At 62.2% G+C, this 18,790-nt stretch carries 16 protein-coding genes; 6 read left to right on the top strand and 10 right to left on the bottom strand.

From position 1 onward, the window contains the following. Window positions 1–94 precede the first annotated feature (94 nt). Window positions 95–712: a cation efflux transmembrane domain-containing protein gene (locus RT21_RS13935; protein WP_046163190.1), complete on the top strand. Its 618-nt coding sequence runs from the start codon at window positions 95–97 to the stop codon at window positions 710–712. Between the two features lie 97 nt (window positions 713–809). Here the strand turns inward: RT21_RS13935 and RT21_RS13930 are convergent, their stop codons facing one another. The 3 genes from RT21_RS13930 to RT21_RS13920 all read right to left on the bottom strand — a co-directional run bounded on the left by RT21_RS13930 (window position 810) and on the right by RT21_RS13920 (window position 3,997). Further along, window positions 810–1,808, bottom strand: coding sequence for an SDR family oxidoreductase (locus RT21_RS13930; RefSeq protein WP_046163189.1), 999 nt, complete (start codon window positions 1,806–1,808; stop codon window positions 810–812). Between the two features lie 23 nt (window positions 1,809–1,831). After that, entirely contained in the window at window positions 1,832–3,226 is a 1,395-nt protein-coding gene (locus RT21_RS13925; RefSeq protein WP_234463416.1) for a vitamin K epoxide reductase family protein, read from the bottom strand. 237 nt (window positions 3,227–3,463) lie between these two features. Beyond that, a complete protein-coding gene (locus RT21_RS13920; RefSeq protein ID WP_046163187.1) occupies window positions 3,464–3,997 on the bottom strand; it encodes a retropepsin-like aspartic peptidase RloA3 in 534 nt (177 codons plus the stop codon). Window positions 3,998–4,279: 282 nt separating this feature from the next. On the opposite strand from RT21_RS13920, the gene RT21_RS13915 reads away from it, so the two are divergent. Further along, window positions 4,280–5,167, top strand: coding sequence for a manganese catalase family protein (locus tag RT21_RS13915; protein ID WP_045424334.1), 888 nt, complete (start codon window positions 4,280–4,282; stop codon window positions 5,165–5,167). 127 nt (window positions 5,168–5,294) lie between these two features. On the opposite strand, the gene RT21_RS13910 is transcribed toward RT21_RS13915, so the two are convergent. The 3 genes from RT21_RS13910 to RT21_RS13900 form a co-directional block, all read right to left on the bottom strand. Then, the gene (locus tag RT21_RS13910) at window positions 5,295–7,556 is read right to left on the bottom strand and encodes an MHYT domain-containing protein (RefSeq protein WP_046163186.1); all 2,262 of its coding nucleotides are present in this window, start codon (window positions 7,554–7,556) and stop codon (window positions 5,295–5,297) included. 594 nt (window positions 7,557–8,150) lie between these two features. Continuing rightward, entirely contained in the window at window positions 8,151–8,678 is a 528-nt protein-coding gene (gene ppa, locus RT21_RS13905; RefSeq protein ID WP_015275614.1) for an inorganic diphosphatase, read from the bottom strand. A gap of 173 nt (window positions 8,679–8,851) precedes the next feature. Continuing rightward, window positions 8,852–9,631 carry a M90 family metallopeptidase gene (locus tag RT21_RS13900; protein WP_046163185.1) on the bottom strand — a complete coding sequence of 260 codons (780 nt, stop codon included), beginning with the start codon at window positions 9,629–9,631 and terminating at the stop codon, window positions 8,852–8,854. Between the two features lie 172 nt (window positions 9,632–9,803). Here RT21_RS13900 and RT21_RS13895 point away from each other — a divergent pair, with 172 nt between their 5' ends. Next, the gene (locus RT21_RS13895; RefSeq protein WP_046163184.1) at window positions 9,804–10,232 is read left to right on the top strand and encodes a RidA family protein; all 429 of its coding nucleotides are present in this window, start codon (window positions 9,804–9,806) and stop codon (window positions 10,230–10,232) included. An 80-nt stretch (window positions 10,233–10,312) separates the two neighbouring features. Here the strand turns inward: RT21_RS13895 and eutC are convergent, their stop codons facing one another. The 4 genes from eutC to RT21_RS13870 form a co-directional block, all read right to left on the bottom strand. Next, window positions 10,313–11,122 (bottom strand): ethanolamine ammonia-lyase subunit EutC, encoded by an 810-nt coding sequence (eutC, locus tag RT21_RS13890; protein WP_046163183.1) that lies wholly within the window; start codon window positions 11,120–11,122, stop codon window positions 10,313–10,315. A 196-nt stretch (window positions 11,123–11,318) separates the two neighbouring features. Further along, complete coding sequence (locus RT21_RS13880; protein WP_046163181.1) at window positions 11,319–12,713, bottom strand: ethanolamine ammonia-lyase subunit EutB; 1,395 nt, start codon at window positions 12,711–12,713, stop codon at window positions 11,319–11,321. Window positions 12,714–12,892: 179 nt separating this feature from the next. Then, window positions 12,893–14,341 carry an ethanolamine permease gene (gene eat / locus RT21_RS13875; protein ID WP_046163180.1) on the bottom strand — a complete coding sequence of 483 codons (1,449 nt, stop codon included), beginning with the start codon at window positions 14,339–14,341 and terminating at the stop codon, window positions 12,893–12,895. A 157-nt stretch (window positions 14,342–14,498) separates the two neighbouring features. After that, entirely contained in the window at window positions 14,499–16,019 is a 1,521-nt protein-coding gene (locus tag RT21_RS13870; protein ID WP_046163225.1) for an acetaldehyde dehydrogenase ExaC, read from the bottom strand. A 215-nt stretch (window positions 16,020–16,234) separates the two neighbouring features. Here RT21_RS13870 and mpl point away from each other — a divergent pair, with 215 nt between their 5' ends. The 3 genes from mpl (at window position 16,235) to RT21_RS13855 (ending at window position 18,678) form a co-directional block, all read left to right on the top strand. Next, a complete protein-coding gene (gene mpl, locus RT21_RS13865; protein WP_046163179.1) occupies window positions 16,235–17,584 on the top strand; it encodes a UDP-N-acetylmuramate:L-alanyl-gamma-D-glutamyl-meso-diaminopimelate ligase in 1,350 nt (449 codons plus the stop codon). A gap of 121 nt (window positions 17,585–17,705) precedes the next feature. Beyond that, window positions 17,706–18,335: a flavin prenyltransferase UbiX gene (gene ubiX / locus RT21_RS13860; protein ID WP_045424362.1), complete on the top strand. Its 630-nt coding sequence runs from the start codon at window positions 17,706–17,708 to the stop codon at window positions 18,333–18,335. Between the two features lie 43 nt (window positions 18,336–18,378). Next, complete coding sequence (locus tag RT21_RS13855; protein WP_045424365.1) at window positions 18,379–18,678, top strand: YceK/YidQ family lipoprotein; 300 nt, start codon at window positions 18,379–18,381, stop codon at window positions 18,676–18,678. Window positions 18,679–18,790: the final 112 nt, after the last annotated feature.

Below are 18,790 nucleotides of genomic sequence, written 5' to 3'. Positions count from 1 at the left end.
CCCCTGGTGATGGACTGATTTGACAAAATGGATCTTGACCCTGGAGTTGCTCCAGGGTGTGCAATGGCTCCGAATATAGTTCAGGAGGCATTCCATGTCGTCGAGATGCTGTGATTCCGGTTGTTCAACCCCAGCGGTCAACCCGAGTTTTCGCAAGGCCCTTTGGGTCGCGCTGGCGATCAACCTGATCATGTTTGTCGTGGAGATCATCAGCGGGCTGCGTTCCGGCTCGGTTTCGCTGCTGGCCGATGCCATCGATTTCGCCGGCGACGCTGCCAACTACGGCATCACCCTGGTGGTGCTGTCGATGGGGCTGGTCTGGCGCTCACGGGCTGCCATGGTCAAAGGCCTGACGATGCTGGCGTTCGGCGTGTTCGTGCTGGGCCGTGCGGGGTGGTCGGTATACGCCGATGTCGTACCCGAACCGCTGACCATGGGCGTGATCGGCACGCTGGCGCTGATTGCCAACGTCGTCGTTGCGCTGATGCTTTACGCCTTTCGCGAAGGGGATTCGAACATGCGCTCGGTCTGGCTGTGCAGCCGCAACGACGCGATTGGCAACGTCGCTGTAATGATCGCCGCGGCAGGCGTCTTCGGAACCGGCGCTGCCTGGCCGGACCTTGTCGTTGCATTGGTCATGGCGGGGCTTGCCTTGTCAGCTGGCTTCTCGGTCGTCCGTCAGGCCCGGCAGGAGCTGGCCTCGCATCGTTAACGGCCGTTTGGGCAGATCACTGTGATCAGATTGACGACGGCCGAGGCGGCGAAAGGCGCACGTCTCGTTCGGGCTCGCCATACAGGCAAGACGGCCGCTAACTGGCAATGGCGGCCACCACCGCGACGACGATCACTGCGGTGACCGCCAGGCCTCCTGCAGCCAGCTTTCCGACCGTTTCCGAGCTCAGCCCGAGGGCTTTGTCTTTCATCTGTTTGCCGAACCGACCTTCGATGCGATGCAGGCCTTCGACCGGCTGGAACAGGTTGTCGGGTTGTTCATCACTGGCCGGCTCGTCGGTCATCTGGCCGCTCCAAGCCTGTTTGGCCATCATCCGGTCGAGCAGGCCGGGCATGAACATGTTGCCGATGATCGCCTGAAATGACGCACGCCCCAGCCAGAGCTCGCGCGGCGCATCGGTGGCAGCGCGCAGGATGGCGCGCGCCGCCACCTCAGGCGTGTGAATGGGGGGGACCGGCTGGGGGCGCTTGTTCATCTTGTTGCGCGACCAGTCGAACTGCGGCGTGTTGTGCGCCGGAAGCTGGACCATCGTCAGCCGGATTCGGCTGTTGGTATGAATCAGTTCGCAGCGTAGCGAATCGGTGAAGCCCCTGATCGCGAACTTGGCTGCGCAGTATGCCGATTGAAGCGGAATCGCGCGGTACGACAGCGCCGATCCGACCTGCACGATGGTGCCGCGGTTGCGGGTCTCCATGTGGCGCAGCGCCGCCAGCGTGCCATGCACGAAGCCCAGGTAGGTGACGTCGGTGACGCGCTTGAATTCGGCGGCAGTGATCTTGTTGACCGGCCCGAACACTGTCGCCATGGCGGCGTTGACCCAGATTTCGATTGGCCCCAGCTCCGCCTCGATCCGCTCGGCGGCGCGATCGACGGCTTCGGCATCGGCGACATCGGCGGAGATCGCCAGCACCTTCGCCCCGGTCGCTTCCAGTTCTTCGCGCGTGTCGGACAGGCCCTGTTCGCCGCGTGCGATCACCGCCACGCGAAAGCCCGCCCGCGCGAACGCATGGGCGGTTGCGCGGCCTACGCCAGCAGTGCCTCCACAGATCACGGCAGTCTGTTCGCGGTCGCTCATCTAAAAGCTCCTGTCTTGATGGGTTAGCGCAGAAGCGCGTTCCAGCCCGCATAGCGGTGGCGGATCGGTCCGCGTGGCAGGCTCAGGCCGATCACCAGCACGCCGGCGATCAGGCTGCCGACGGTTGCCGCGAACCCGGCCCCCTCGAGGAACGAAGGGGCGGCGATCAGCCAGGCGCCGATCGGCAGGTTGAGAAAGCGTAGCGGGCGTGCCACTTCGGCGAAGGCCAGCACCGAGACGGTGATCAACAGCGAGCCCATCAGGTGGTCGCTGTTGGCCATGGCCCCCTCGGTACCGAAGATCAGGCGTGTGCACATCAGCCAGACGCCGAGGATACAAAGCAACGCGAGGCCCCACGGCAGGTTCACGCCGCGCAGCCCCTTCAGGGTCATGGACGACAGGCTACCGTCGAACTCGGGTGTGTTGTCCTCCCGTGCACCCTCCATCGCATCGCCCTGCCAGAAGGTTTTCCAGAAGGGTTTACCGCGCTGACGTGCGTCCTTGAGGAACTGCCCCATGGCCACCAGCTCGTCCAGGGCGTAGGGCATCATCACCAGCATGGCCAGTGCCTGGATCAGGCAGAGGGTGCACCAGGTGTCGATGAAGATCGGCTGCGCGATGATGAAGAAGATACTCACCGCGCCCAGCGGCACTACCACCACGCCGAATGCGGCGACCATCCAGGGCATGGTTCGCCAGCGTCGTGCATCGCCCATCACCGCCATCAGCAGCTCGATCATGTAGGCCATGACGCCGACACCAGCGTCGGATACCGGCCAGGCGCGGGACATGTCAGAGGTGATGATGGTTTCGGTGCCGTTGGGCTGCGTCCCGAAGAAGGGGTCCCAGGCATTGGCGGTATGACCTAGCTGGTAACCGGCCAGATACCGAGCCAGCAAAATACCGATCACCGCAAGCAAGGCGATGGGCAATCGCTGCATCCAGGTGGAGGGGTTGTAGTCCCAGCCTGGCGGCACGGCGGCCTTCTGCATCATGCCGCTCATGCTCATGCCGGGCATCATCGGCACCAGCGTCGAGAAGGCGATCACCAGTCCGCCGACCAGAAGGGCGTTGCCGTAGCTGGCGGGCGAGGGCGTCCAGAACAGCAGCGGCGCGAACATCAGCCAGAGACCCATGACGGTATTCGCCCACTGCGCCCAGGCGATACGTTTCAGCGAGAGGACCGAGAACAATACGACCAAGGCGCCACTGACCACGTCGCTCCAGGTCATCAGCAGCGCGCGGGTGGCCACGTCCGGCAGCTCGCGCTCGGTCGCCAATCGCGGCAAGTCGAGATCGGTTGGCGCAATGTTCAGGTAGCCAAAGATAAAGGGAGCGCTGAGTACCCAAAAGCCCAGCAGCACATTGACGAAGTGGCACCAGAGCGTGGCCAGGTGGCGGCGTTCCATCATTTGCATGTGTGCGTCCATGCCCATGTCAGATGGCATGGCGCCCTGTCTCAGGTATTCACCTTGATGCTCCACGAATCCCCCCGAGGCCGGATTGATCGATGTGCGCCCTGACGCGAACAAGGCGCTGGCGCTGCGGTTGCAGCGGCGACGCTGTTCAGTGGACCGGAGGGGGATGAGGGAGTTGCAACAAAATGAAACGGAGTGCGGACCGATGGCGATCCGCAGTGCTCGTGATTCTGCCGCTTAGGCGCCGGAACAGCTCGGTTCGGTAGTGAAGGTCTTGGATGAATCCACCAGGCCTACCTTTTCCAGGGTACGGCGACCGATCAGAACCGGGTAATTCATCTTGTCCCGGTCGTTCAGCGAGAACTGCTCTTCGTACATCTGGTTGCCCAGACAGACCTTCATCAGTACCACCGGACGTTCTTCAGCACCGCCTGCGCCTCGCACCTTGATGTCGCGCACCATTTTGCGCTCCAGGCGGGTTCTGACGTCTTCGTCTGTATCCACATCCTCCAGCTCGACCGTGAAGCGCACCCATTCGTCGCCATCTTTTTCGAAACGGTCGATATTTTCGGCGTGCATGGAAGAGGTCAACGCACCGGTGTCGAGCTTGAATTTCACCGCGACCTGCTCAGGAAGGATCAAGCCTTTCTCGACCCACCCGAGTACTTGCGGAGAGCTTGCAAAGGCTGTCCCGCTGACTACGGCAGTCAGCAGGGCGGCCAGGATTGACGGGGTATGGCGGGATAAACGGGAGCGTACCGGACGGCGCATCTGTCACCTCAGAAGTCAGCGAATGCTGTGGATTCCATAGAGTGCTATCGCCGACATCGGTTCAAGTTGACTGTGGCTCGAAGCAAAGCGGCGCGCGTAGACCTCGGTCGGTTGATGCTGACTCATTGGCAATAGCCATCGGCGTGATTGATAAAAACAATCGGACAGTTAGGTATTTTTGGACTCCACCAGTAGGGCCGCTTGCATTCAATGCCGTCAGCGGCCCCATTTCACTAAAGGAGGTTGTTTCCAAGGGAAGTCATAAGAATCGAGAGGTGAACCATGTTCGTCCATAACAAACGACTTCAATACACCGTGCGTGTCGCTGCGCCCAATCCGGGCCTTGCAAACCTGATGCTCGAACAATTCGGCGGGCCCCAAGGCGAGTTGGCCGCTGCCATGCGTTACTTCGTCCAGGGTGTGTCCGAGGATGATCCGGGCCGCAAGGATATGCTCATGGACATTGCCACCGAGGAGCTCAGCCACCTCGAAGTCATCGGCTCCATCGTCGGTATGCTCAACAAGGGCGCCAAGGGCGAGCTGTCCGAAGGTGTCGAGAAGGAAGCGGATCTGTATCGCTCGCTGACCGGTGGTGGCAACGATTCGCATATCACTTCGTTGCTCTATGGTGGCGGCCCAGCCTTGACCAACTCTGCAGGTGTGCCCTGGACTGCAGCCTATGTCGACTCCATTGGCGAGCCGACGGCGGACCTGCGTTCCAACATCGCAGCCGAGGCGCGCGCCAAGATTGTCTATGAGCGGCTCATCAACGTGACCGACGATCCAGGCATCAAGGATGCACTGAAATTCCTGATGACCCGGGAAATCGCGCACCAGAAATCGTTCGAGAAAGCGCTGCATGCCATCCAGCCCAATTTTCCTCAGGGCAAACTGCCGGGCGATCCGCAATTTGCCAACGTCTACTACAACCTGTCGCAAGGCGAAGGCGATCTGCGTGGACCATGGAATCAGGGGCCGGAATGGGAGTTCGTCGAAGATCCGCAACCGGCGGTGGACGGCGGCGATGGAAAGCCTTCGGTCGACCTGAGCAAGGCCCAGCAGAAAGTGGTCCAGCAGATGGCGGTGCGGACCCAGTCCGATGTCTCCGTTGACCCGCTGACCGGGGCTGATCTCGGTTCGGGCGCTGCGGTTAGCAAAGGGAAGTCTTGATCGGCTAAGTACGCGGCCGATGGCGTCTGGGCACAGGCGCATACGCTGCGTATCGATGAACTGAAAAGCCGGCCATGGGCCGGCTTTTTCGTTGTCAGGTCAGTGCTGTGCCGGAGCGAACCGGTAATCAGCGACGGCTGAGCAACGGCACCACGGTGCGCGAGCTAGGGCGACCTAGTGTTTCGCTAATGGCCACGCTAAGCGTGTGCTGTGTGAACGGCTTTGCCAGTGTGTGCACAGGGCGGCCTTCTTCGGCCAGTTCTGCGTAGCCGCTGACCAGTAGGATCGGCAGCCCCGGTCTCTCGCCCCTAACGATCTTGGCCAGCTGGGTGCCTGTCATGCCTGGCATCATCTGATCGGTGATCAAGATGTCAAAAGCTTGCTGCTGGCGCAGAACACTCAGCGCTGCCTCGCCACCATCGACACTGGTGACCTGATGGCCCATGTCTTCGAGCAGCGCGGCGGTGTTGGCTAGCACCAGGGGGTCGTCGTCCACGATTAGGATTGTCAGCGCTGGTACGGGGGGCAAGGCGGGCTCGACTTTGTCATCCGAGGCTGTCACGCCCCGCTGATCGGAGACGCCCAAGGGTAACCACAGCTCGATAGTCGTTCCGTTTTCTGGGCTGCTTTCGATTGTCAGAGTCCCGCCCGACTGTTCGACTAGGCCGTGTGCCATCGATAGACCAAGGCCCGTACCCTTGCCCGGCCCCTTGGTGGTGAAGAAGGGTTCCGTGGCGCGTGCGAGCGTTTCCTGGCTCATGCCGATACCGGTGTCACGCACGATCAAGGCGACGTATTCCTGCATGCCTTCCGCTGCCGCGCGCAGCTGCCCCTCGATGCAGATGGTGCCGCCCGTTGGCATGGCATCCCGAGCATTGACCACCAGGTTGATCAGCACCATTTCGAGCTGGTTCGCATCCACGTAAGCCGGCGGCAAGCTGAGGGGGAACCGAGTTTCGATGTTGATATTGGCGTTGACAGAGCGGCGTAGCAGCTCGCGCATGTTCAGCACCAGGTCTTGCAGCACAACCGAACTGGGATTCAGCTCTTGTTTGCGCGCGAATGCCAGCATTCGCTGCACCAGGCTCGCACCGCGCTGTGTCGCCAGCAACGCGTTGTCGATCAGGGGGGCGGTACGCGTCGTGTCTTGCGGCAGCCGCTTGCGAAGCAGCTCGAGATTTCCACCTACTACCGCAAGCAGGTTGTTGAAGTCATGAGCGATCCCCCCGGTGAGCTTACCGATGGCCTCCATCTTCTGCGCCTGACGCAGCGCGGCCTCGGCGTGGCGGCGTTCGGTAATGTTCACCAGGCCACCTATGATGAGGGGGCCTTGGGTTGTCTGTTCGAGCCGGGTGGAGGCCAGGACGTCGATGAACGCACCCGCTCGGGCCACCAGTCGGTACTCGGCGTTGAGGCATTCGCCTGTTTTCAATAACACGGGCCAGTCCTGGCTAAGCATCTGCCGTGCGGAACGCTCGGTCATGAAGTTGATCAGCGGCCGGCCGATGACGTCCTCACGGCGATGGCCCATCAACACCAACCAGGCATCGCTTACCGATTCCAGCCGACCCTGTTCGTCCAGCGAATGCAGCGGCAACGGCGTCTTGCTGTACAGCTCGCGAAATCGCTCTTCACTCTGGCGCAGCGCCGCGGCTTCGCGCTCGCTGAGGCTCGCCATGCGCCTGTCGTACATCGAAGCAGTAAGCCCCAGAAAAAGCACGACGAAGGTCGACCCGGCAACCGCCAGCGCTAGCGTCAGCAGGTCCAGGCCACCACCCGTAAGTGCTGGCGTCGCATCGTCCAGCGGCGTGAAATGTGCACCAGCCATCGCGGAGTAATGCATACCTGCCACGGCGAAGCCCATGGCAACAGCCGAGATGGCCTGCAGCGACAAGCGCCGGCTTCGAGTGGAGAGCCAGAGTGCAACGGTAGCTGCGCCGATGCCGATGCCGAACGAGATGGCCACCCACAGCGGATCATAGGAAAGCTGCGCATGCATCGTCATCGCAGCCATACCCATGTAATGCATTGCGCCGATCCCGAGCCCCATGAACAGGCCGCCAATTCCCAGCGTGGTACGAGTCAGCCCGCGGCTGGCCACAGCCAAAAAGCTTACGGCTGTCACGACGATGGGGACGACCAGCGACCAGAGCGTCAGGGGTATGTCGTATCGAATCTGCATGCCGGGCATGCCGAACGCGAGCATTCCGACAAAGTGCATCGACCAAATGCTGCCGCCCATGCACACAGCCGCTGCGCATAACCAGGCGTGGCGAATCCAGTCTGCCGAGGCACGAGCTCGGCTGGCCAGGTCCAGCGCGGTGAAAGAGCCTGCGATCGCGATCAGGATGGACAGGCTTACCAATGCGACGTTGTAGGTGGTGGTCATCGCAAATCCAATATGACTTAGAGCTGTTTCTTAGGTATTGCACGGGATGACGAGTAAAACCATGCCGCTAGTCTAGCGGTCATTGCCCACCGTTCTACAAGATCACCTCTGGTAGACAGTCCGCAGCGGGTTTTGTGTGATCTGGTGTCGATACTTCGTCGGGCAGGTTTGCTGTTGGCGGCTGATTGTTGCCCTGCGGCGTGCTCAGGCTTCGCTTGAGACGTGCCGCAGACGCGTGTCCAGCTACAAGCGGTACGGATTGGTCAGCGCTGATCAATTTGAGGGTGCAGGGGCAACAATACGCCCACGGCGTCAACGAGAGTCGCGTAGCCGGCGATGTCGTCACCAGTGCACGTACTGGCTAGCCTCTACTGATGGCGATCAGCGCTCGGAGGCTCATTTGGGCGTCGTTAACCTGTTCGGGCGCGACTACTACGACAATCTGCGAATCAACGGCGGCTTCGGTCGTTATTACCAACTCGCGCCGGGGCGGACGGTTTAACGCCGGGAGCAAGCTCACGTTCAAATGAGGTAGTACGAAAATCGAGGCATAAAAAAGCCGGCTTGTGGCCGGCTTTTCTTCAGTGCTTCGGCTTACTTCTGATAAGCCTCGGCAGCTTTGATGATGGCGGCGCGGGCGGCATCGGCGCCTTCCCAGCCTTCGACCTTGACCCACTTGCCCTTCTCAAGATCCTTGTAGTTCTCGAAGAAATGCTTGATCTGCTCGATCAGCAGCGGCGGCAGGTCGGTGTATTCCTTCACGTCCACGTACAGCTGGCTCAGCTTGTCATGCGGGACGGCGATCAGCTTGGCGTCGCCGCCGGCTTCGTCGGTCATGTTCAGCACGCCCACTGGACGGCAGCGGATGACGGAGCCTGGGGCAACTGGGTAGGGCGTCACGACCAGTACGTCTAGCGGGTCGCCATCGTCGGCCAGGGTGTGAGGGATGAAGCCGTAGTTGGCCGGGTAGAACATCGGCGTGGCCATGAAGCGGTCGACGAACAGGCAGTCGGTGTCGTGATCGATTTCGTATTTGATCGGCGCGTGGTTGGCCGGGATTTCGATGGCGACGTAGATGTCGTTTGGCAGGTCTTTGCCGGCCGGGACTTTGCTGTAGCTCATGAACATTGCTCCGTGGTCGGCCGAGGCGGCCTGGGGCGAAAAAAGTGGGCGCGATTATAGGCGCAGTGTCGGGCGTTTTGCCATGCCGGCGGTGGCGAAGATCCCTGGTCCGGCAATGCGCGCATTCGACGGTCACAAAGCAGTGAGGTTCCTGCGTATTGCGGATGGTTGCCTTACCGCTGCTGCAGGCGTGTCAGCGGGTCCTGTCTATAGAAGGCCGTCAGCTGTCGGTAGACATCAGGATAGGCCTCGTGCAGCACGTCCGGCGCGCTGAAAAAATACTCGCTGGTGACGGCGAAAAACTCGGCTGGGTTTTCCGCGGCGTACGGATCGATTGCCGTGTGGGCATGAGGATCGGCGTCCAGCGTGGTATTGAGCGAGTCGTAAGCGTTTTGCATTGCGTGGGCCCAATCCTCGATACGCATGTTGCGGTGCAGCGGGGGCAGGCCGTTGGCGTCGCCATTGAGCATGTCGAGTTTGTGCGCAAGCTCGTGGATCACCAGGTTGTAGCCTTCCCAGGTGCCGCTCTGCTGGACCCCTGGCATGGCCAGAATCACCGGCCCCTGTAACCAGGCTTCGCCGCTGTGCTCGCCATCCCACTCGTGCATCACGCCAGCGGAATCGCGGTGCTTCTGCGGACTATGGAAATCATCGGGGTAGATGACGATTTCATGGAAGCCCTGATACCAGTCCAGATCAGCCAAGTGCAGCAAAGGCAATTCTGCCTGTGCGGCCAGCCGCAGGCGACTTGTAAGGTCTAGCTCGACTCCGGGCAGCGCGGTCAGGCGCTTGGCGTGCAAAAACAGCAGGCTGCGCTCGCGCAAGCGCTCGGTCTCCTCGACGCTTAAACCCTCGAGAATCGGCAGGCTGTCGAGCACGCTTTGCCAGAGCGCCGGTTCGATGGCGAGACGGGCGAGGATGCGCTTGCGGCGCCAGTCGCGGAATGACCACATCAAGGAGTTTCCTGCCGGGAGGGCGTCAACCTTAAGCGGGGCGCACGGCGTCAGCAAGCCGCGTAGGTGCTCCAACTCATCAAGCGCGAACCACGAGGCGTCATGCTGAACGTACTACCCTTCAGATCGGGGCCTATCGGCACTCAATCTAACTTGATGAACGGGACCACCAATGAGCGAATCGGACGTTTCACCCAAACCGACGTTGATCAATCCGCCCGGACTCTACGATCCCGCCCCCAACGGTTATTCCCACGTAGCGCTCGTGCCAGGAGGTACGCGGCTAGCGTTTATCGCAGGGCAGGGAGGTGAAACGGTGGACGGTCGGCTATCCGAAGATTTCCGCGAGCAGGTCCGTCAGGCGATGGCGAACCTCTTGATTGCCATCGGGGCGGCAGGTGGGCAGCCCTCGCAGGTAGCCAAGCTGACGGTGCTCATCGTCGATCACTGTGAGCAACGCTTAGGCATTCTCAGCGATGAACTGGCGCGGGCATTCGGAGCGCAGATGAAGCCGGCCTGCACGCTGATACCGGTTCCTCGCTTGGCGTTGGATGGCATGTTGTTCGAGGTGGATGCCGTGGTGGTATTGCCGGAGGCGTGACCATTCTTGGGCGGGAAGCGCTCTGCTGGAGAGGCTGGCAGCGCTGGCTCGAGCAGGGTGGCCATCCTTCAGAAAGGCAATCAGCCCAGCAGGAAATTGCTGGCTTTTGGTGAGTCGTCTTCGAGGCTGAGCACTTCCGCTTCGTCCTTCAGCGTCACCCCTGAGAGTTGGCGGCGGCAGGCTTCGCGCATCAGGTGGATCAGGCGGTGCGCGGCGAGGTTGTAGCTCAGGCCCTCCAGGCGGATGTTGGAGATGCAGTTGCGATCGGCATCGGTACGGCCGACCTTCGGGGCGTAGGTGAAGTACAAGCCGAGGCTGTCCGGCGAGCTCAAGCCTGGGCGTTCGCCCACGAGCATCACCACCATCTTCGCCTTGAGCCGCTCGCCCACTTCATCGCCAAGCGCGACGCGGCCCTGTTGCACCAGGCTGATGGGGGCGAGGCTCCAGCCATCCTTTTCGATCTGTTCTTCGATGCGCTGAAGCAAGGGTAGGGCGTGGCGCTGGACGGCGAGTGCTGACAGGCCATCGGCAATGACGATCGCCAGGTCGTAGCCCTCGGCGTGTTCAGTGGTGTGGTCTGTCAGCTGTTCGGCGGAAGGCTCGTCCAGCCGTCGTCCCAGGTCCGGGCGCTGGAGGTAAATGTAGCGGTCAGCGGCTGCGGAGCGCAGTTGCAGGGTCCTGAACCCTTTGTCCTGAAGCTGATGGGCCAGTTCTTCGGTGTCGAGGGATAGATGCACGGCGTCGCGTGCCTGGGCATGAGCGAACTGGAAATCCAGCTGGGCACCGGTGGGCAGGCTGGTGCCCGCACGACCCAAAGCGATGCGTGCCGGCGTGAGCTGGCGCAGATGGCTCCAGGGGTTGGTAATGGCGGTGGGCGGGCGCGTGCTCATTGCTGTTGCTCCGTGATGTTCCGGGCGTGCTGAGTGGATAGCGCTATGTGGTTGTGATCGCCAGCAAGCTGGCTCCTACGAGAAGCAGGGCTGTGCAGGACCTGTAGGAGCAAGGGGGACGCCCAGTCCTCGCTGGCGATCCGATGCATGCACCTGGCCGATCCAGCCACCACTGGGCCGCTACGACGAAACGGTGTCATGCCATCCGCTCCAGCGCCTGGCGGAAAGCCGGTGGAAGCTCGCTGCCCATCCGCAGCCGTCCGCCGTCCTGGCGCAGGATGTCCATCTTCGCCAGCCATTCCTCGAACTCTGGCGCTGGCCTGAGCCCCAGGCTCTGGCGCAGATAGAGCGCATCGTGGAACGAAGTGGTCTGGTAGTTGAGCATCACGTCGTCCGAGCCCGGGATGCCCATGATGAAGTTGATGCCGGCGGTGCCAAGCAGGGTCAGCAGCACATCCATGTCGTCCTGATCGGCTTCGGCATGGTTGGTGTAGCAGATGTCGCAGCCCATGGGCACGCCGAGCAGCTTGGCGCAGAAATGATCCTCCAGCCCGGCGCGGATGATCTGCTTGCCGTTGTAGAGATATTCCGGGCCGATGAAGCCGACCACTGTATTGACCAGTAGCGGCTTGAATTTGCGCGCCACGGCGTAGGCGCGGGCCTCACAGGTCTGCTGGTCGACGCCATGGTGCGCGTTGGCCGACAAGGCGCTGCCCTGGCCGGTCTCGAAGTACATCAGGTTATCCCCGACCGTGCCGCGCTTCTGCGACAAACCGGCCTCGTAGCCCTCCTGCAGAACCGCCAGGTTGATGCCGAAGCTGGTGTTGGCTGCCTCGGTGCCGGCAATCGACTGGAAAACCAGGTCCAGCGGCGCGCCACGGTTGATCGCCTCGATGGAGGTGGTGACGTGGGTGAGGATGCAGCCCTGAGTCGGTATGTCGTAACGCTGGATGATGGCGTCGAGCATCTTCAGTAATTCGCAGATGCCGCTGGTGCTGTCGGTCGCTGGGTTGATGCCGATCACCGCGTCACCGTTACCGTAGAGCAGGCCGTCAACGATGCTGGCGGCGATGCCGGCCGCCTCATCGGTGGGGTGGTTGGGTTGCAGGCGGGTGGACATGCGCCCGCGCAGGCCGATGGTGTTGCGAAAGCGGGTGACGACGCGCACTTTCTGCGCGACGAGGATCAGGTCCTGTACGCGCATGATCTTCGACACTGCAGCGACCATCTCGGGTGTCAGGCCAGGCGCGAGCGCCTTGAGCGCAGCCTCGTCGGCGTCATCACCCAGCAGCCAGTTGCGAAAATCGCCCACGGTCAGATGGCTGACCGGGGCGAAGGCGTCGGTGTCGTGGCCGTCGATGATCAGGCGGGTGACTTCATCGGTCTCGTAGGGGATCAACGCCTCTTCGAGAAAGCGCTTGAGCGGGATCTGCGCCAGGCACATCTGTGCGGCGACGCGCTCGGCGTCGCTGCCCGCTGCGACTTCCGCGAGGAAATCACCGGAGCGCGCCGGACTGGCCTTGGCCATTACCTCGCGCAGGCTGTCGAAGCGCCAGTTGGTGCCGCCTACGCTGTGCGTGTATCCCGCCATGCTCGTCCCCCATAGCAAGCTGTGAAAACTACCTGCGTTGACATCCCTGCGTTAAAAGCGGCCTCGGTTGCGAGCCCAGTCGGCAGGCTCATTTCCAACATAGGCTCGTACGCGAACCCGGTCCGCTTCAGTCCGCCCATGATGCGCACGGTTCGGTGGGCTAAAGCCCACCCTACTAACTACTTCAACGCCGCCTCGGCGTTCTCGATCGCTGCGAATTCTTCTTCCGGCGTGCCAGCCACCAGATGATGACGGCTGTAGATCGCGAAGTAGGCGATGAAGACGCCATAGATCACCGCGGCGGCAATGACGACACGCGGGTCGACGAGGAAGCCCGCCACCACCGCGATGCAGGCCAGCACCAGCGCGACGCCGGAAGTCATTACGCCACCGGGCGTCTTGTAGGGGCGATGCAGGTCCGGACGGCGCATCCGCAGGACGATATGCGAGGCCATCATCAGCACGTAGGAGATGGTTGCGCCGAACACCGCGACCAGAATCAGCAGATCGCCCTGGCCGGTGAGCGAGAGCAGGAAGCCGATCACGCCGGGGATAATCAAGGCCATAACCGGCGCCTTGTTCTTGTTAGTCAGCGACAGTTTGCGCGGCAGGTAGCCAGCCCGTGACAACGCGAAAATCTGCCGGGAGTAGGCGTAGATGATCGAGAAGAAGCTGGCGATGAGGCCGGCCAGCCCGACCAGATTGACGAAACCGCTCATCCAGGTGGACGACCCGTAGGCGGTGGTCAGCGCCTCGACCAGCGGATTGCCGGAGTCCACGAGGGTGCTGGAGCCAGCCCCGCCAGGCCCGACCAACAGGATCAGGCCGGCAAAGGCCACCAGAATCAGCATGGCGCCGATGAGGCCGCGCGGCATGTCGCGCTGCGGGTTCTTGGTTTCCTCGGCGGCCAGCGGTACGCCCTCGACCGCAAGGAAGAACCAGATCGCGTAAGGAATGGCGGCCCAGATCCCCACATAGCCATAGGGCAGAAAGCTGCTGGCACCGGCTGCGGTGGTCGGCGCGATGTCGAGCAGTTTATCGACCGAGAAGTGCGGCACCATCGCGACAATGAAGACGCCCAAGGCCAGGGCCGCGACCGCGGTGATGATGAACATCAGCTTCAACGCCTCGCCGACGCCGAAGATATGGATGCCGATAAAGATGATGTAGAAGGCCAGGTAGATCGCCCAGCCGCCAATGCCGAACAGCGATTCGCAGTAAGCGCCAATGAACACGGCGATGGCCGCGGGGGCGATGGCGTACTCGATCAGGATCGCCGTGCCGGTGAGAAAGCCACCCAGCGGGCCGAAGGCGCTTCGGGCGAAACCATAGCCGCCGCCTGCCGTGGGAATCATCGAAGAGAGTTCGGCGAGTGAAAAGCACATGCACAGGTACATGGTCGCCATCAGCAGCGTGGCGATGAACAGTCCGCCCCAGCCGCCCTGAGCGAGGCCGAAGTTCCAGCCGGCGTAGTCACCGGAAATCACGTAGGCGACGCCCAGGCCGACCAGCAGCACCCAACCGGCGGCGCCTTTCTTCAGTTCGCGTTCCTGGAAATAGGTGCTGCCAACTGCTTCGAAATCGATGGCGTGGGAAGGGGGTGTCGCACTGCTGTGTTCGAGAGCCATGGGAATCATCCTTTGATGGGTTCGGGTACGGCAGGATCGTTAAAGCAAGCGCTGTGCCTTTGCGGTTTCTACGGCGTTTGGGGATCTCTTGAGTGAAAAGGCAGCCACGCGTGCACCAGCCCGACGCCTTGCGGCGTGGGCGGGCACTGTTTATGGGCTAGAAGAACCCGAGAGGATTGATGTCGTAGCTGATCAGCAGGTTCTTGGTCTGCTGGTAGCTGTCGAGGATCATCTTGTGGGTCTCGCGACCGACGCCGGACTTCTTGTAGCCACCGAACGCCGCGTGGGCGGGGTAGAGGTGGTAGCAGTTAGTCCATACGCGCCCGGCCTTGATCGCGCGGCCCATGCGATAGGCGCGGTTGATGTCGCGGGTCCAGACGCCAGCACCCAGGCCGTACTCGGTGTCATTGGCGATGGCCAGGGCTTCGGCTTCGTCCTTGAAGGTCGTGACGCCGATGACCGGGCCGAAGATTTCCTCCTGGAACACGCGCATCTTGTTCGTGCCCTTGAGCAGGGTCGGCTGGATGTAATAGCCAGTGGCGAGCGAGCCTTCGAGTTTCTCCACGCCGCCGCCAGTGAGCACTTCGGCGCCTTCCTGCTTGGCGATTTCCAGGTAGGACATGATCTTGTCGAACTGCTGCTGGCTGGCCTGAGCGCCGACCATGGTGTCCGTGTCCAGCGGGTCGCCGCGCTTGATCTGCGCGACCTTCTTCATCACCGCTTCCATGAACGGCCCGTAGATCGACTCCTGCACCAGCGCCCGCGACGGGCAGGTGCAGACTTCGCCCTGGTTGAAGAAGCCCAGTACCAGGCCTTCGGCGGCTTTCTCGATGAACGTCGGCTCGGCCTGCATGATGTCTTCGAAGTAGATGTTCGGGCTCTTGCCTCCCAGCTCAACGGTGCTCGGGATGATGGCCTCAGCGGCGCGCTTCATGATGTGCGAGCCCACCGGGGTGGAGCCGGTGAAGGCGATCTTGGCGATGCGCTTGCTGCTCGCCAGGGCTTCGCCGGCTTCGCGCCCGTAGCCCTGCACCACGTTGAGCACACCCGGCGGCAGTAGGTCGCCGATGACTTCCATGAGCACGGCGATCCCGAGCGGCGTTTGCTCGGCCGGCTTCAACACCACGCAGTTGCCCGCGGCCAGCGCAGGGGCGAGCTTCCAGGCGGCCATGAGGATCGGGAAGTTCCAGGGGATTATCTGCCCGACTACGCCCAGCGGTTCGTGGAAGTGATAGGCCGCGGTGTGCTCATCGATCTCGGCGGCGGTGCCTTCCTGCGCGCGGATGCACCCAGCGAAGTAGCGGAAGTGGTCTGCAGCCAATGGGATGTCGGCGTTCAGGGTTTCACGCACGGCCTTGCCGTTATCCCAGGTTTCGGTGATGGCGAGCATTTCGAGGTTCTGCTCGATACGGTCGGCAATCTTCAACAGGACCAGCGAGCGCGCCTGCGCGCTGGTCTTGCCCCAGGCATCGGCGGCGGCATGCGCGGCATCCAGGGCTTTTTCGATGTCGGCGGCGTCGGAGCGGGGGAATTCGGCGATGGGCTGGCCGTTTACCGGGGACAGGTTGGTGAAGTATTGGCCGTTGACCGGTTCGACGAACTCGCCGTTGATGAAATTGCCGTAACGGGACTTGAAGGAAACGACAGCGCCTTCGCTGCCGGGATGGGCGTAACGCATGGTGAGTCTCCGGGACTTGTAACTGTGTGGGACTGCTGTGATCCAGCGTAGAACAAAGTCCGTTCGTCGGCTGGCGAGGCGACGTGCGGTGTACCGCTGGTCGGGCATTGGCAGCGCCAGTGCTGTGCTAATCTGCGCCGCAGTTTTCGGCGCCGACAGGCGTGGCTGTGCCGCCTGATCCGATTGCCCGGCGCGGCGCTTTTCAGAGGTCATTCATGCATATCCATATTCTCGGCATCTGCGGCACCTTCATGGGTTCGCTGGCAGTGCTGGCCAAGGAACTGGGCCACCGCGTCACTGGCTCCGACGCCAACGTCTACCCCCCGATGAGCACCCAACTCGAAGCCCAGGGCATCGAACTGACGCAGGGCTACGAGCCCAGCCAGCTCGAACCGACGCCGGATCTGGTAGTGATCGGCAATGCACTGTCGCGCGGCAACCCGGCGGTGGAATACGTACTCAACAAGGGCCTGCCCTATGTGTCCGGCCCGCAATGGCTGGCCGATCACGTGCTGCAGGGCCGCTGGGTGCTGGCCGCCGCCGGTACCCACGGCAAGACCACCACCAGCAGCATGCTGGCCTGGGTGCTGGAACACGCCGGCATGAGCCCGGGTTTTCTCATCGGCGGTGTGCCGCAGAACTTCGGCATCTCCGCGCGCTTGGGCGGTACGCCGTTCTTCGTGGTCGAGGCCGACGAATACGACAGTGCCTTCTTCGACAAGCGCAGCAAGTTCGTCCATTACCGTCCGCGCACGGCGATCCTCAACAACCTTGAGTTCGACCACGCGGACATCTTCCCGGACCTCGCCGCCATCGAACGGCAGTTCCACCATCTGGTGCGCACCGTGCCCAGCGAAGGCCTGATCATTCATCCCGAGTCTGAAACGGCGCTCAAACGTGTCATCGGCATGGGATGCTGGACGCCAGTGCAGACCACCGGCGAAGGCGGGCAATGGCAGGCCAACCTGCTCAGCGCCGACGGTTCGCGCTTCGAGGTGATCTTCGAGGGCGCTGTGCAGGGCGTGGTTGACTGGGCGCTGACCGGCCTGCACAACGTCAACAATGCGCTGGCGACGCTGGCGGCGGCTCGGCATGTCGGCGTGCTACCGAAGCAGGGCGCCGAGGCGCTGAGTGAGTTCTTGAGCGTCAAGCGGCGCATGGAAAAGGTCGCTGAGGTCAACGGCGTTACCATCTACGACGACTTCGCCCATCACCCAACTGCCATCGCCACCACGCTCGATGGTTTGCGCAAGCGTGTCGGCGATACGCCGATCATTGCCGTGGTCGAACCGCGCTCCAATTCGATGAAGCTCGGCGCGCACCGCGAGGGCCTGGCCGAATCGGTGGCGCTGGCCGATCAGGCGATCTGGTACGCACCGCCAAATCTCGGCTGGGACCTGGCCGCTACGGTCGCCGGCTCGCCGGTGGGTACGACCGTTTGCGATTCGCTGGAAGCGATCATCGCCAAGGTGAAGGCCGATGCCACGCCGGGTACTCAGGTGGTGGTTATGAGCAACGGTGGTTTTGGTGGGTTGCACAAGAAATTGGCCGAGGCGTTGGCGTAAATCAGCTTTGGTGGGCTGAAGCGGAGCGCCGCCCGGCCCACCCTACTTCGGTGACCATCCTCGCCCGTAGGGTGGGCTTCAGCCCACCAAAAACGACAAAGCAATAACAAGGAAACAGATAATGAGCGGCCCCGAACGCATCACCCTGGCCATGACCGGAGCATCCGGCGCGCAGTACGGCCTGCGCCTGCTCGACTGCCTGATCCAGGAAGACCGCGAGGTTCATTTTCTGATTTCCAAGGCGGCGCAACTGGTGATGGCAACCGAGACCGATGTCGTGCTGCCGGCCAAACCACAGGCCATGCAGGCGTTTCTCTCTGAATACACGGGCGCCGCGGCCGGGCAAATCCGTGTGTTCGCCAAAGAAGACTGGATGGCACCACCGGCATCCGGTTCAGGCGCACCGACTGCCATGGTGGTGGTGCCGTGCTCGACCGGCACCCTATCGGCAATCGCCACGGGCGCCTGCAACAACCTGATCGAGCGCGCTGCGGACGTGGCGCTCAAGGAGCGTCGTCAGCTGATTCTGGTGCCTCGCGAAGCACCGTATTCGAGCATTCATCTGGAGAACATGCTCAAACTGTCCAACCTCGGCGCCACCATCCTCCCGGCGTCTCCGGGCTTCTATCATCAGCCGCAGACCATCGACGATCTGGTGGATTTCGTGGTCGCGCGCGTCCTTAATCTGCTCAACATTCCACAGGACATGCTGCCGCGCTGGGGCGAGCACCATATCGTCAGCGACGATTAAGCACGGCCGCACCTGCGTTCGCCCAACCCATGAGGAAGCGCCGATGAAACGATCGACTATCCGGCTCGGCTCAACGCTGGCGCTCGTCCTACTGCTCTCCGGTTGCGCCACGGTGCGCACCCTCGATGCTGCCAAGCCCGGCGCGCCCGTCGTCTACTCAGGCACTCGCCTGGACTGGTACAGCCTCAACGGCGGATGCTGTCCGTTGGACCGTTTCGGTGCCGAGCCACCCAGGCATGCAGCCATTGACCTGCCGGCCAGCGCGTTGCTCGACACTCTGCTGTTGCCCTTCGCTCTGGCTGCGGTGCTCGGCATCGGGCTTGGTGTCAGCGGCGGCCTCTGAAGTGCCAGAGGTGGCAGTTAGGTTGGCTATTACTGATCTGAGTCCAGCGCGGCTGTTCTGAAGGAGGCATAGTCACCGGTAGCCAAAACGTGTGCGCTTGGTTGGCGATACA

This window comes from Pseudomonas sp. 10B238 (assembly GCF_000970615.1).
Classification (GTDB): Bacteria; Pseudomonadota; Gammaproteobacteria; order Pseudomonadales; family Pseudomonadaceae; genus Stutzerimonas.
This window is presented reverse-complemented; position numbering and strand designations above follow the sequence as displayed.

What these genes read in the sequence shown, in the direction of transcription:
- RT21_RS13935 (WP_046163190.1), top strand. Translation starts at nt 95, where the DNA reads ATGTCGTCGAGATGCTGTGATTCCGGTTGTTCAACCCCAGCGGTCAAC.
- RT21_RS13930 (WP_046163189.1), bottom strand. Translation starts at nt 1,808, where the DNA reads ATGAGCGACCGCGAACAGACTGCCGTGATCTGTGGAGGCACTGCTGGC.
- RT21_RS13925 (WP_234463416.1), bottom strand. Translation starts at nt 3,226, where the DNA reads ATGCAAATGATGGAACGCCGCCACCTGGCCACGCTCTGGTGCCACTTC.
- RT21_RS13920 (WP_046163187.1), bottom strand. Translation starts at nt 3,997, where the DNA reads ATGCGCCGTCCGGTACGCTCCCGTTTATCCCGCCATACCCCGTCAATC.
- RT21_RS13915 (WP_045424334.1), top strand. Translation starts at nt 4,280, where the DNA reads ATGTTCGTCCATAACAAACGACTTCAATACACCGTGCGTGTCGCTGCG.
- RT21_RS13910 (WP_046163186.1), bottom strand. Translation starts at nt 7,556, where the DNA reads ATGACCACCACCTACAACGTCGCATTGGTAAGCCTGTCCATCCTGATC.
- ppa (WP_015275614.1), bottom strand. Translation starts at nt 8,678, where the DNA reads ATGAGCTACAGCAAAGTCCCGGCCGGCAAAGACCTGCCAAACGACATC.
- RT21_RS13900 (WP_046163185.1), bottom strand. Translation starts at nt 9,631, where the DNA reads ATGTGGTCATTCCGCGACTGGCGCCGCAAGCGCATCCTCGCCCGTCTC.
- RT21_RS13895 (WP_046163184.1), top strand. Translation starts at nt 9,804, where the DNA reads ATGAGCGAATCGGACGTTTCACCCAAACCGACGTTGATCAATCCGCCC.
- eutC (WP_046163183.1), bottom strand. Translation starts at nt 11,122, where the DNA reads ATGAGCACGCGCCCGCCCACCGCCATTACCAACCCCTGGAGCCATCTG.
- RT21_RS13880 (WP_046163181.1), bottom strand. Translation starts at nt 12,713, where the DNA reads ATGGCGGGATACACGCACAGCGTAGGCGGCACCAACTGGCGCTTCGAC.
- eat (WP_046163180.1), bottom strand. Translation starts at nt 14,341, where the DNA reads ATGGCTCTCGAACACAGCAGTGCGACACCCCCTTCCCACGCCATCGAT.
- RT21_RS13870 (WP_046163225.1), bottom strand. Translation starts at nt 16,019, where the DNA reads ATGCGTTACGCCCATCCCGGCAGCGAAGGCGCTGTCGTTTCCTTCAAG.
- mpl (WP_046163179.1), top strand. Translation starts at nt 16,235, where the DNA reads ATGCATATCCATATTCTCGGCATCTGCGGCACCTTCATGGGTTCGCTG.
- ubiX (WP_045424362.1), top strand. Translation starts at nt 17,706, where the DNA reads ATGAGCGGCCCCGAACGCATCACCCTGGCCATGACCGGAGCATCCGGC.
- RT21_RS13855 (WP_045424365.1), top strand. Translation starts at nt 18,379, where the DNA reads ATGAAACGATCGACTATCCGGCTCGGCTCAACGCTGGCGCTCGTCCTA.